The organism is Arthrobacter sp. DualSoilB13 (assembly GCF_055389195.1).
In genome coordinates, this window is record NZ_AP035865.1 from 607,354 (window position 1) to 619,929 (window position 12,576).

Below are 12,576 nucleotides of genomic sequence, written 5' to 3' on the forward strand. Positions count from 1 at the left end.
AGGCTGCCGCGGAGGTGCCGTCTCACGCCGTTCAGCCGCATTCAAACAGCGTCTTGAACACAGGGTTAAACACGGTGGTGAACTGCAATGTTTGAACGGCATGGGGGGCGCTCCGCGAGCTTGCACACCTATTCTACCGGGAGCGGCGCACATACCCTATTCAGCCGGATTGCGCGAGGACACCCCGCCGCGGCGGAGGAAATTGGACCAGATGAGGGCCCGACGGCGGCACTTTCGCCGGGTGGTTCGCGTCACTAGGATTGCGGCATGGCTGAGAAACCGAAATCGATGGTGCTGGGCGTTGTGGCCGCAGCCGTTTTTGCTGGTTTGGGCCGGATGGTCATTCAGAAGATCAGGGCGGATCGGGTGGCGAGAGACAATCGCGTGACGGCGCCTCTGGACGCCGAAACACGTGCCAAAATCAGTGATGCCCTGCGAACTCCCCGATAATCCTCCGGGCATTAGCGCACATACAAATGCGCTATTCGAAGAGGTTAAAGGGCGTGATTCGGGCGTAGCTTGGGTAATACACGCGGGGTTTAGCCTCAGTATTATTCAGGATCCAACCAGGAGGAACAATGACCGAACACATTGCCGAAGTATCCGCCTGTAGCGTTGGCAGCTGCGGATTCAACCATGACGGCTGCACAGCCTTTGGCATCACCATTGGTGGCAGCCAGGATCACGCTTCCTGCGCAACGTTCATTGACACCAATGCCATGGGCGGCCTTCCCAAGGTCCTCGCCCACGTTGGTGCCTGCCAGCGCTCCGAGTGCGTCCACAACAACAACCTCATGTGCGAGGCACATGACGTCAAGGTGGGTCCCGGCCGCGAAGCTGCAGACTGCCTGACGTACGAGCACTCCTGATCTCTACCACCTACCAAAAGGGTCCCCGCCTCGGTTAAGGCGGGGACCCTTTTTGTGGTTCGTTATTTCTTCTTGGCCGACGTGGACTTGGCTTCCTTGGGGCTGTCCGCGTCCTTCATTTCCTGTTCTGCCGTGGCTTGGATCAGGGCCATCAATTCCGGATCAAGGCCGGGCGCAAATTCTTCCTTGCGTTCCGGTGAGACCGACATGGGGAACCCGTCGGGCATGACGTCGGTGCTCAACTCGGTTCCGTCGTTTGACGGAGAAGCTCCCCGGTAGAGTTTGCCTGCTTCGCTGAGATTGTCAGCGCTGAAGGTGTACTGGATGCTCTGCAGTCCCTTGTCCAGGAGCTTCTTCACCTCCGGGAACTGCTCGGCGTTGGTCTTGGGTATGGGCAGCAGCTTGCCCCAGTTCACACCCAGACTCTCCAATGCCTTGGCATACGCATTCTCGTGCGCCTGGTCCCGGACAATCAGGTACGCGATGGTGGAACGCGCGGTCTTGTTGTCCGTCATTTCGTAGATGCGGCACTTTTGCAGCCTGCCCGTTGACTCCAACATCAGGTTGTAGAGCAGGTCCAGCACCAGGTTGCCGCTGTTGTAGACGTACGAGCCGCTCCACGGGTTACCGGCGGCATCCACAGGCAGGGCACCTTGAGCGCCCACCAAGTAGTGGTGGATGTTGCTGGTGTCCAGTGCGATCTTCAAGGGAGTAGATCCCCCTGCGCCCGGCTGGTCCACGGGATCGGACTTCTTGCCCTGATAGCGGGGTGAGCCGTCAAGGAGCTGGGAAATGGTGGTTCCGATGAGCTCCACGTGGCTGATCTCTTCAGTGCCGATGCCCTGCAGTAGATCCTTGTACGGCTTCGACGCCGCGTCACCCCGGAAATTCATGCTCTGGAACAGGTATTGCATCATGGTGCGCATTTCGCCGAACTGGCCGCCCAGGCCTTCCTGGAGGGCATTGGCGGCTGCAGGATCCGGCTCGTCGGCGGCGATTTCATTGATGAGAAGCTGGGTGTGCAGGTACATACGTTTCCTCACGTTGTCTCATGCTCCGTGTGGGATGGAAACCCTCTGCTGGCCACCCCGGACTCACATACCATAAGCATGCTTACTATTCGGAGGCAACGAAATCCTGTGAGGAATTGGATCCCGTGAGGAAAAGGGGTGGGATCTAGCCGGCCACTTGGTTGGTGAGCGGCTTGCCTTCCTTTAGTGCGGTGACGTTCTCTGTGACCAGGCGAGCCGAGCCTTTGGGTCGGTTTCCTGCGACGTGCGGGGTGATGATCAGGTTGGGGGCGGCCCATAGCTTCGAGTCTGCCGGCAGGGGTTCAACCTTGGTCACGTCCAAGGCCGCGGCGCGCAGGCGGCCCTCGGTAAGGGCGGTCAGAAGTGCGTCTTCGTCGACCGTTGCGCCGCGGCCCACGTTCACAAACACGGCGGTTGCCGGAAGGCTGCGGAGGATGTCCTCATTCAGGGCGTCAGTGGTTTCCGGCGTAGCCGGCAGGATGGAAATCAGGACATCCGTGGTGCCCAGGATCTCGGGCAGCTCGTCCGTGGACACCACGGGGAAGCCATAGCGTTCGCCCGCGGAGTTGGCGACGCCGATGACCGTCGCGCCCAGTGCGGCCAGCAGGGGAGCGAGCCGCCCTGCGATGGAGCCGAAGCCCCAGATGGTGACCTTGGCGCCGTCGAGCGTGTAGAGCTGTTCCGTTGCCGGGTTGGACTGCTCCGCGTTGTAGGGAGCGTTCCAGGTGGCTGACTTCTGGGAATCGAGCAGCACGTCCAAGCGGCGGACGGCGGACAGGATCAATGCCAGCGCATGTTCGGCCACGGGGCCGTCGTGGAGGGATCGGCCGGACGTCACCGCAACGCCCTCCGCAAAGCCGGCGGCGAGCACCGAGTCCGGGCCGGCAGCGAGCGTCTGGACGAGCCTGAGGTTGGGCATCGAGCGGGCTGCGTCGGCCAGGTTCTCCGAGGTGTTCCGCCAGACCACCAGGACCTCGGCATCCCGGTGGTCAGCGGGGATAGGCTCCTCCACCGCGTAGGTCACCATCTCATCGCCCGCCGCAGCAAGGTGGGGGAGGTCCAGTTTGATGGTGTCCGGGACGAGGATTTTCACGGCAACTCCAGTGGCTCAAGCGATGTTCGGTTTCGCTTTCGAGGCTACCGCTTCGCCGCCAAACGAAGCCTTCTGCGCTTCATCTCTGGCAATGTGACGGCGAACACCTTAGGGTATGAGGACGTCCAGAGGTTGTAGGACGTTCGACGTAGCACGTAGCACCCACTCGAAAGGACCCCTCGATTTGAGATCTTCATCCTTTGCGCGAACAGCAGCCGCCGGCGCCCTCAGCGCTGCCCTCCTGGCCGGGCTCGCTCTTCCGGCCACAGCCGCCCCGATTCCGCCCAACAACCCCGCAGCAGCCCCGGGCACGTTCACCGAGGCCAACATCGGCGCGGATCGTACCGCAGCCAACTTCTTCTACCGGATTCCCGCCCTGACCTACCTGGGCAACAACGTGGTCCTTGCTGCTTGGGACGGACGTCCGGGTTCAGCGGCGGACGCTCCCAACCCCAACTCGATCGTGCAGCGGCGCAGCACCGATGGCGGCCGGACGTGGGGGCCCGTGACCGCCATTGCCGCCGGACACGTTGGCGATGCCAGCGGGCCGAAATATGGTTACAGTGATCCGTCCTATATCTATGACGCTGAAGCGGGCAAGGTATTCGCCTTCTTTGTCTACTCCAAAGACCAAGGCTTCGGCGGCAGCCAATTCGGCAACAATGACGCCGATAGGACCGTGATCTCCTCCGCCGTCATCGAGTCCTCGGACGCCGGCGTCACATGGAGCCAGCCACGGCTTATCACCAACGTCACCAAGCCGGGCACCAGCAAGACGAACCCTGTCGCCGGCGACATCAGGTCCAACTTCGCCTCCTCCGGGGAAGGTATCCAACTCAAATATGGCCAGTACAAAGGGCGCCTGATTCAGCAATACGCCGGCGATGTCCGCCAAGCAGATGGCACCAACAAGATCCAGGCCTACTCCGTCTACTCCGATGACCACGGCGCCACCTGGCACAAGGGCGCCAACGTCGGGGACCGCATGGACGAGAACAAGACCGTGGAACTCTCCGACGGCCGCGTTCTCCTGAACTCCCGGGACAACGCCAACCAGGGCTACCGCAAAGTGGCCATCTCCACGGACGGCGGCGCTACGTACGGTCCGGTCACCCAGGACACCGAGCTCCCGGATCCCGCCAACAACGGTGCCATCGCACGTATGTTCCCCAACGCGGCGCAGGGCTCAGCTGATGCAAAGAAGCTCATCTTTACCAACGCCAACTCCAAAACCGGCCGCGAAAACGTCTCGGCCCGCGTCTCCTGCGACGACGGCGCCACCTGGCCCGGCGTCCGCACCATCCGTTCCGGCTTCTCCGCGTACTCCACGGTGACCCGCTTGGAAGAAGGCAAGTTTGGGGTCCTCTACGAAGGCAACTACACGGACAACATGCCCTTCGCCAAGTTCGACGATGCTTGGCTGAACTACGTCTGCGCCCCTCTGTCTGTCCCGGCTGTCACCACTGCGCCCGGTGCTACGCAGCAGGTGCCCGTCACCGTCACCAACCAGGAAGCCAGCACCCTGTCCGGCGCAACGGCCACCGTCTACACACCCGGCGGCTGGTCGGCCACCACGGTGCCGGTTCCCGACATCGCCCCCGGTGCCTCGGTGACCGTCAACGTTGCCCTGACGGCACCGGCCAACGCCAGCGGTCCGCAGAACCTCAATGCAGCATTCACCACCGCGAATGGCAGGGTTTCGCAGTTCACCTTCACCGCCACCGTGCCGGTTGCCCCGCAGGTGGGCCTGAGCATCACGGGAACTGCACCTGCCCGGGATATGGTCGCCAACCCGTACCAAGTGGGCGATGTTCTCAATTACTCGCTCAACGTCAAGAGCACTGCCAACGTCACGGCAAACGCGGTGCCGGTTTCCGGGAGCTTTGACTTCGGGTTCCTGCCGCCGTCGGCCCCTAACTGCCGGTACAACAACCTGGCCGCAGGTGCCAGCTACAACTGCACCACCGCCAAGCACGTGATCACCGCGGCCGACATTGAGCGCGGTTACTTTGTGCCGGAGGCGAGCTTCAGCATCACAGCCAGCACGACGCCGTCGCTCACCAAAACGGTGCCGTTTACCGGCGCTGCGGTCGCCTTGCGCGACGGACTGCTGACGGCCGATATCAGCGGGGCGCGTGCCGACGTCGGACGTGACCTTGCAACCCAGCCATACGCAGCCGGTGACCAGGTCCCGTACACCTTCACTGTGAAGAACACGAGCCCGCTGGTGGAGAAGGTGGTCCCCACCGCCGGCAACTTCAGCCCGTTCCTGCCGGAAGGGCCGGGCAACTGCCGCTACAGCGTGCTGCCGGCCGGCCAGAGCTACCAGTGCGCCACCCCGCGCCACACCGTCACTGCCGAAGAAGCTGAGCAGGGGTTCTTCATTCCAAAGACCACCTGGGAAGTCAGCTCGGCGGGGCAGACCACCACGATCATCACCGTGAATGGTGACCCGGTAGAGCTGAGGACCAAGCCGGACACGGAACCGGCCATCGCGCGCCAGGAACTCGGCACGCCGGCGTTCGACCTGGGTACGGCAGAGAAATACCGGACGGGCCAGGAAGTGGTCTTGAACGGCCTTGACCATGGTCAGTGGTACTACCTGTACCTGAACAAAACGGGCTACCGCCTTGGCTGGAACTTTCCGGGGGCGGATAACACGGTGAAGTTCACGCTTCCCGCCGACGTGAAGAACGGCCGGGATGACGTGGTGGTCCTGGATCAGAACGGCGTCCAGGTCTCCTTTGACCGGATGCAGGTGACACCGAAGGGCTAGCTCATTGGCTCGGAAGTAAGCGGCGGACCGCAGTACTCTGCAGCGGTCCGCCGTTTGTCATTCCCTGACGAATCACCCTCGCTGTGACAAGACAAAAATCTTGAAATGTGCTGTATGTCATATTCGGCTCTCACTAGGTACTCTGTGACTCGGCTGGTTGCGCTGCTTTGACAAGAACTGTCAAAGGTTCAACCAACTTAAAGTTGACAGGCCTGGGCGATGGAGCCCGGTCCTCCCTCAGTGAAAGGTGCAACCACTCGTGAAATCACAAGGAAAGAGCTTCGTCAGAAGCGGGGGACTCCGGAAGGCTGCGGCGCTCGCCGTCGGCCTGCCGTTGCTGCTCTCGTCCATGGCGATGCCCGCCCAGGCCGCTCCCGCGCCGGAGGCGCCCGGGAATGGTGCAGGCGTGGCCAAGAAGAACCTTGACCCCAGCGCCTACAAGGACGGCCGCTACATGGTGGTCCTGGCCGAGAAACCTGCAGCGACTTACGACGGCGGCACGGCAGGCCTCGCGCCCACCAAGCCGGAGGAAGGCAAGAAGCTCGACGCAGACAGCGCCGAGGTGAAGGAATACCAGCAGCACCTCCAGCAAAAGCAGCAGGAAGTCGCCCAGCAGGAAAACGTCACCATCAAGCGTGACTTCACTACCGCCGTCAACGGCTTCAGTGCCAACCTCACGGCGGACCAGGCCATCAACCTTGCCAAGGACCCCAAGGTCCTCATGGTTGCACCGGACACGCAGTACGCTCCGGACTACTCCACCACCGACTTCCTCAAGCTCAGCGGCCCCAACGGGACCTGGGCTACCCAATACGGCGGCCAGGACAACGCCGGCAAGGGCACCGTGGTTGGCGTGATCGATACCGGGTACACCCCCTCCAACCCGTTCTTCGCCGGGGAGCCCGTTGGTCCGCTGGTGGGGAACCCCCAGGTAGGGGTTCCGTACCGCACCGCTGACGGCAAGATCGCCATGCTTAAGGCCGACGGCGATACTTTCGTGGGCGAATGCCAGCCCGGTACCGATACCGGCGCGGATTACGATGGCAGCGCCTGCAACTCCAAGGTCCTCAGCACCCACTACTTCGCGGACGCCTTCCTGGAAACAGTCCCACCGGAAAACCGCGCTTCCGAGGAAGTCATCTCTCCTGTGGACGTGGACAGCCACGGCACCCACACGGCAAGCACGGCAGCGGGCAACGCCAACGTTGACGCCGTAGTGGATGGCCGCAGCTTCGGAACCACCAGCGGGATCGCACCCGCCGCCAAACTCGCCGTCTACAAGGTCTGCTGGGAAGACACCGATCCCGCCACCGGTGGTTGCTACGGCTCCGCTTCAGTTGACGCGATCGAGCAGGCCATCCTGGACGGCGTGGACGTGCTGAACTACTCCATTTCGGGTTCAACCACCACCACCACGGATCCGGTTTCCTTGGCGTTCCTCTCAGCAGCTTCCGCAGGGATCTTCGTGGCCACCTCGGCCGGTAACTCCGGTCCGACTGCCAGCACCGTGAACCACGGAGCGCCGTGGTTGACCACGGTAGCCGCCACCTCCTTCTCGCAGGAGCTCCAGGGCACTGTTGAGTTCTCCGATGGCAGCAAGTTCCGCGGAGCGTCCATCATGAACCGCGAGGTGACCGGGGCCGGCGTCGTGCTGTCCACCAGCGCTGCAAGCGGCCAAGGAAATGCGGCCCTGTGTGCTCCGGGCTCACTGGACCCGGCCAAGGTAGCCGGCAAGGTTGTTGTCTGCGACCGTGGTGTTGTTGACCGAACGGCCAAGAGCGCCGAGGTCCTGCGCGGCGGTGGCGTGGGCATGATCCTGGTGAACCTCACGGAATCCTCGCTGGACACTGACAAGCACGTCATCCCCACCGTCCATGTGAACCCGCCTGCAACGCAGACCATCAAGGACAAGGTCACGGCCAACCCGGGCGTCACCGTGTCCCTGCTGAACCGCGACACCACGGGACTGCCTGCTGAAGCGCAGCCGCAGATCGCCGGATTCTCCTCCCGCGGACCGCTGCTCGCTACGGATTCTGACCTGTTGAAGCCTGACGTGTCCGCTCCCGGCGTCGCTATCCTCGCGGGCGTCTCGCCGATCGGAACCGGTGGAGACAACTTCGGCTTCCTGTCCGGAACGTCCATGGCTTCACCCCACGTAGCCGGTTTCGGCGCACTGATTCTGGGTAAGAACCCGCAGTGGTCCCCGGCCACGGTGAAGTCCGCCATGATGACCACCGCAGGTCCGGTCAAGCTGGCCAACGGTGCCGTCAACAAGGACGTCTTCGCCACCGGCGCGGGTCAGGTTGATCCGGCCAAGGTCCTTTCACCGGGCCTCGTGTACGACGCCACCACCGAGGACTATCTCAAGTTCATCCAAGGCACGGGCATGGACCTGGGCATGGAGGGGCTCGGCACCACAGCTGCCCGCGACATGAACGTACCTTCCTTCGCCCTGGGCAACCTGGCCGGGAAGATCGAAGTCACGCGTACCCTCACGGCGCTGACGGCGGGAACCTACCGGGCAACAGCCAACGTCCCGGGTGTCAACGTCAAGGTCACACCGTCCGTACTGACGTTCGGTGCTCCCGGTGAGAAGAAGACGTTCAAGGTTCAGTTCGAAAACAAGAACGCCGAGCTGGGCAAGTTCGCCATGGGTTCGCTGAACTGGCAGGGTGCCAACAAGACCGTCACCTCGCCGATCGCCGTCCGGCCGCAATCCGTCATTGCGGACAAGGCGCTCGCCTTCACCGGAACGGGCCCCAACGGCTCGGCAACCATCAACATCACCTCCGGCACCAACCTGCCGGTGGGTGTGACCATTGATGGCCTGTCCAAGGCGGATTCCTCGGCAGTCGAGCTGGTTCCTGGTCCGTTTGCCGGCGAAACCAACGCGTCCAACTACGTGAAGAAGGTAACCGTTGGCGCCAACAGCGCGCTGGCCAAGTTCTCGGTTATCTCCTCCAACGAGGCCGCGGACTTCGACATGCTGGTGGTGACGCCTTCCGGTCAGCAACTGCCTGCCGCCACGGCCTCTGCCAGCGAAACCCTGTCCGTACCCAACCCGGCAGCTGGCGACTACTACGTCTACGCCAACCTGTACGCGAGCCCCAACAACCAGCCCACCAAGGCCACTGTTGACGCTGCAGTCCTGGGCGCAAACCAGGGCAACGCCACCGTGACGCCGAATCCGATCCGCCTCGCCAACGGCAAGACCGGTCAGATCTCGCTGAACTGGAAGAACCTGGAGCCCGGCTCCTACATTGGCCGCCTGACCTTCGCAGGGACCAGCGAGCCAAGCTTCGTCACCGTCCTGGTTAACCCGGGCGGAGCCGTTGTGGTCCCGGACGAGGAAGATCCCAAGAAGGACAAGAAAGACAAGAAGCCCCGCGGCAAGATCCGCGCTGACGAGCCGACGCAGAGCAACAACGCCGGCTAGTTTCCGCTTGATCCAATAACGGCAGTGGCCGGTGGGGTTTCCCACCGGCCACTGTGCTTAATCCTCAAGCACCTGCTGGCTCGCGTATGAATGGCAGCTCTCCGGCGAGGAGATTTTCCGGCTGGTCTGTGGCGCTGAGGCAAGCATTCTCCCGGAGCCATTCGCGCATCCCGGGACCTGTGTCCCCGCGTTCCAAAGCGACAGTCATCACGGCCTTGAGATAGCTCAGTTTGTCGCCTGTGTCGAAGCGCCGGCCGCGGAAGACCACACCGTACACGCCGGAACCCGGGCCTTCGGAAACCGCCAGGGTTTGCAGGGCATCCGTCAGCTGAATTTCCCCTCCACGGCCTGGAAGCGTCTCCTCAAGGACCTCAAAAACCCGCGGGTGCAGGACATAGCGGCCGATGATGGCAAGGTTCGACGGCGCGTGGTCAGGTTCAGGTTTTTCGACGAGGCCGCGGATCCTGAAAGCCCCGTCCACTTCGCTGGAGGCAACGTCGGCACAACCGTAGGAACTGATCTGTTCGGGGTCCACCTCCATCAAGGCCACGACTGAGCCCCCGGTGCGTTCCTGGACCTGGGCCATTTCGTCCAGAATGCTGTCCTGTTCGTCGATCAGGTCATCACCGAGCAACACCGCGAATGGTTCATTGCCGACGTGCGCGCGCGCCCGAAGGACGGCATGGCCCAGCCCTTTCGGGTCGCCCTGGCGCAGGTAGTGCAGATCCGCCAACGACGAGGACTCCTGGACGGCTGCCAGCTTTGCGTGATCTCCCTTGGCTATGAGGGTTTGCTCGAGGAAGGGCTCGCGGTCGAAGTGATCTTCCAAGGCCCGCTTGTTTCGCCCGGTGATCATGACGACGTCGGTGATACCTGCCCGGACGGCTTCTTCCACGACATACTGGATGGCAGGCTTGTCGACGACGGGAAGCATTTCTTTCGGCATCGCTTTAGTAGCCGGCAGGAACCTTGTTCCGAGCCCTGCCGCGGGAATGACTGCTTTACGCATGGGAATCCTTTGGTTTGTGGTTGTTACCGGCGACGAAGTCCGCCGGGCAGTAGTCGGACATCTCATCAACAGGTGTTGCGGGGTCCCAGTAGTGAAAAATGGCGCACGGGAACGCGTCCGCCAAAGTGGTACGGGAATTGCTGTCGAAGGGTTCGAGGGTGATGACGTCCCGGAACTGAGCGAATACGGACCCCGGGAAGTCGTTGAGCCGCTGGGGAAGCGCCGATGGCACCACCAGCAGGTCCGCTTCGGTCTCGCTGAGGTGCTGCTTCAAGCAGTCTCCGGTCAGTGATTCGTGGTGGTTGACCAGATCGACTGTTCCACCGGCGGCCAGAACCGCCCACACGTCGATCATGGACCCTGGGTGCACCACGCTGGTGAGTCCGAGCACGGTGCGCATCGAGAGGCTGAACCTTTTTTCAGCGCCTTGGAGAACATCGACGAACTGCTGGAGATTCACCGCGGTTGTCCCGGCATCGGACCCCTCGTGAAGCCATACGGCGGATGAAAAGGATGAGGTCGGCTCGGATACGGCGGCGGCTTTGAGGTAGTCCCCGTCAGGGTGCATGAAGCCGGTGGCCTGCTCAAGGATCGCGTGAGCCGGAAGCTGTCCTTCGGCGCTTGACGGGAGCGGAAATCCTGCAGCTCCGAGTGCCCAGAGCGCCGCGGATTCCACGATGGTTTCCGGGCCCGGGACTGCGCCAAAAGCCACCAGCTCACCTGCCCGCACGCCTTTGAGCTGCATGGCCAGTGCACGGGTGTTGATATCTCTGTGCACGGCAGCGTAGGGGAAGTCATGGCAATTCCACCGAAGCGCCACACTGCCAGGGTGGTGCCTGGCAGTGTCATGAATGGCTGAAACGAGGGGATGCACTCCTTGCCCCTTCCTGGGCGCCATTGTCTTCGGGGGACAGGTTGTCTCCGGGGGACAGGTGGGCAAAGGCCCGGGCTATGAGCGAGTTGGAGTTGATGCGGTCCTCCAACCGGGGAACAGGACTGCTAATCATCAGTTCATCGACGCCCAGGTCTTCCGCCAGGGTGGCGAGCTGGTGGGCGACATCTTCGGCGGCGCCGACGATCAGCCGGCTTTCGTTATTTTCAGCCCGGCGAAGCTCCTCTGCGGACCAGCCTGAAGGACGGGTGCTGATGGGGAAAGGTTCGTCCAGGCCGAGGTCTTTCCGTGCCCTCCAGAGCCTCACCGGGTTGGCGATTTCCTGTGCCTTGGCGTCGGAGTCGGCTGCGATGGCCCGCACCGCAAGCAGTGCCTCCGGTTCCCTCCGCGCCGGACCGGGATGAAAGTTCTCCCGGTAGTGCGCGAGCGCTGTCCTGCTGCTTCCGGTGTTGAGGAAATGGGCGTGGGCGTAGCCTGCCCCGGTGGCGGCGGCCAGGGGCGCCGAGCCGGTGCCGGCGCCCAGCAGCCAGATGTCCAGATCATCCCGCCCCTCCGTTCCGGGCATCAGGCCAAGCCGTGCATGCAGTTCAATGATCTTCTCGTTGAAGGAACCCGTACCGCCGCTGCCGGCCCGGCCGACGCCGAGGTTCACGCGGCCCGGATGGAAGGCGGCAAGGATGTCGAAGGACTCCGCGACCTGCCACGGCTCGTGCAGGCCCAACAGGACCCCGCCGGAACCGACGGTGATCCGCGTGGTGGCATCAAGGACGGCCATCGCCATCAGCGAGGGCGTGGTGCCGGCGAAGCCCGGGGAGTCGTGGTGTTCGGCGAGCCAGAAGCGGTGGTAGCCGGCTTCCTCGGCAGCGCGGGCCAACGCAATGGTTTCACCCAAGGCACCGGCCTTGCTGTGGCCCGCGGCGATGGGGGACTGATCGAGGACTGAGAGCTTCATCGCGTCGAGGTGGTGGTGCCGGGCTTGGAAGAGGGAACGATCGTGTAGTCGGCCAGGAAAACGAGGTTGTGGATCTCGGCCGAAGCAATAGCGCGCAGGATCGGCAGTTCCTGTGCGGCTTGTTCGGGGGTAAACACGTTCAGCGGCCATTCCTTGACCGTCCCGCCCCGCAGGTGGGGGTGATGGAAACCCCGTCCGTAGTAGGCGTGAATAGTGATTGGAGGGATGCCCGCAGCGCGTTGTTCTGCCCATCGGAGCGTCCAGGAGCAGATCAGGCCGGTGTCCGGTGACCGGCCGATCCCGGAGGATTCCACGGTGCCCTGCCCCAGCATGAGGACCTGGTTGACCTCATCGAGGGCCTGGCGTGCGTAGGGTTCCAGCAGATCAACGGCGGATCGGAAGAGAGCTTCCTTGTCTTGCCGGCTGACGGCCTCTCCGTGGGTTCCATCGCGGAGGTCAGCGAAGTGCCGCAGCAGCGCTTTGGTGTAGGCGGCGTCCGGGCTGGTGGTGGTGCTCAT

10 protein-coding genes are annotated in these 12,576 nt (G+C 63.0%); 4 read left to right on the forward strand and 6 right to left on the reverse strand.

Annotated features, from left to right (window positions below; translation table 11 throughout):
* Positions 1–267: 267 nt before the first annotated feature.
* Together ACZ5J0_RS02985 and ACZ5J0_RS02990 are read left to right on the forward strand one after the other, a co-directional pair.
* A complete protein-coding gene (locus tag ACZ5J0_RS02985) occupies positions 268–450 on the forward strand; it encodes a hypothetical protein (RefSeq protein WP_142936775.1) in 183 nt (60 codons plus the stop codon).
* A 128-nt stretch (positions 451–578) separates the two neighbouring features.
* Positions 579–869 carry a DUF1540 domain-containing protein gene (locus tag ACZ5J0_RS02990; RefSeq protein WP_142936774.1) on the forward strand — a complete coding sequence of 97 codons (291 nt, stop codon included), beginning with the start codon at positions 579–581 and terminating at the stop codon, positions 867–869.
* A gap of 62 nt (positions 870–931) precedes the next feature.
* Here ACZ5J0_RS02990 and ACZ5J0_RS02995 read toward each other — a convergent pair whose 3' ends face one another.
* Positions 932–1,900, reverse strand: coding sequence for a manganese catalase family protein (locus tag ACZ5J0_RS02995; RefSeq protein WP_464097214.1), 969 nt, complete (start codon positions 1,898–1,900; stop codon positions 932–934).
* A 145-nt stretch (positions 1,901–2,045) separates the two neighbouring features.
* Positions 2,046–2,993: an NAD(P)-dependent oxidoreductase gene (locus ACZ5J0_RS03000; protein ID WP_464094143.1), complete on the reverse strand. Its 948-nt coding sequence runs from the start codon at positions 2,991–2,993 to the stop codon at positions 2,046–2,048.
* Positions 2,994–3,108: 115 nt separating this feature from the next.
* Between ACZ5J0_RS03000 and ACZ5J0_RS03005 the strand changes: the two genes are divergently transcribed.
* Together ACZ5J0_RS03005 and ACZ5J0_RS03010 are read left to right on the forward strand one after the other, a co-directional pair.
* Entirely contained in the window at positions 3,109–5,769 is a 2,661-nt protein-coding gene (locus tag ACZ5J0_RS03005) for an exo-alpha-sialidase (protein WP_464094144.1), read from the forward strand.
* A 259-nt stretch (positions 5,770–6,028) separates the two neighbouring features.
* Complete coding sequence (locus tag ACZ5J0_RS03010) at positions 6,029–9,205, forward strand: S8 family serine peptidase (protein ID WP_464094145.1); 3,177 nt, start codon at positions 6,029–6,031, stop codon at positions 9,203–9,205.
* Positions 9,206–9,269: 64 nt separating this feature from the next.
* On the opposite strand, the gene galU is transcribed toward ACZ5J0_RS03010, so the two are convergent.
* Genes galU through ACZ5J0_RS03030 form a run of 4 tightly spaced genes read right to left on the reverse strand, consistent with a single transcriptional unit; the run spans position 9,270 to position 12,576 of the window.
* Positions 9,270–10,214 (reverse strand): UTP--glucose-1-phosphate uridylyltransferase GalU, encoded by a 945-nt coding sequence (gene galU / locus ACZ5J0_RS03015; RefSeq protein WP_166841285.1) that lies wholly within the window; start codon positions 10,212–10,214, stop codon positions 9,270–9,272.
* The gene (locus tag ACZ5J0_RS03020) at positions 10,207–11,088 is read right to left on the reverse strand and encodes a hypothetical protein (RefSeq protein WP_166841286.1); all 882 of its coding nucleotides are present in this window, start codon (positions 11,086–11,088) and stop codon (positions 10,207–10,209) included. The genes galU and ACZ5J0_RS03020 overlap by 8 nt, the downstream gene beginning before the upstream one ends.
* Complete coding sequence (locus tag ACZ5J0_RS03025) at positions 11,060–12,058, reverse strand: LLM class flavin-dependent oxidoreductase (protein ID WP_166841287.1); 999 nt, start codon at positions 12,056–12,058, stop codon at positions 11,060–11,062. The genes ACZ5J0_RS03020 and ACZ5J0_RS03025 overlap by 29 nt, the downstream gene beginning before the upstream one ends.
* A complete protein-coding gene (locus ACZ5J0_RS03030) occupies positions 12,055–12,576 on the reverse strand; it encodes a hypothetical protein (RefSeq protein ID WP_166841288.1) in 522 nt (173 codons plus the stop codon). Before ACZ5J0_RS03030 ends, ACZ5J0_RS03025 begins: the two co-directional genes overlap by 4 nt.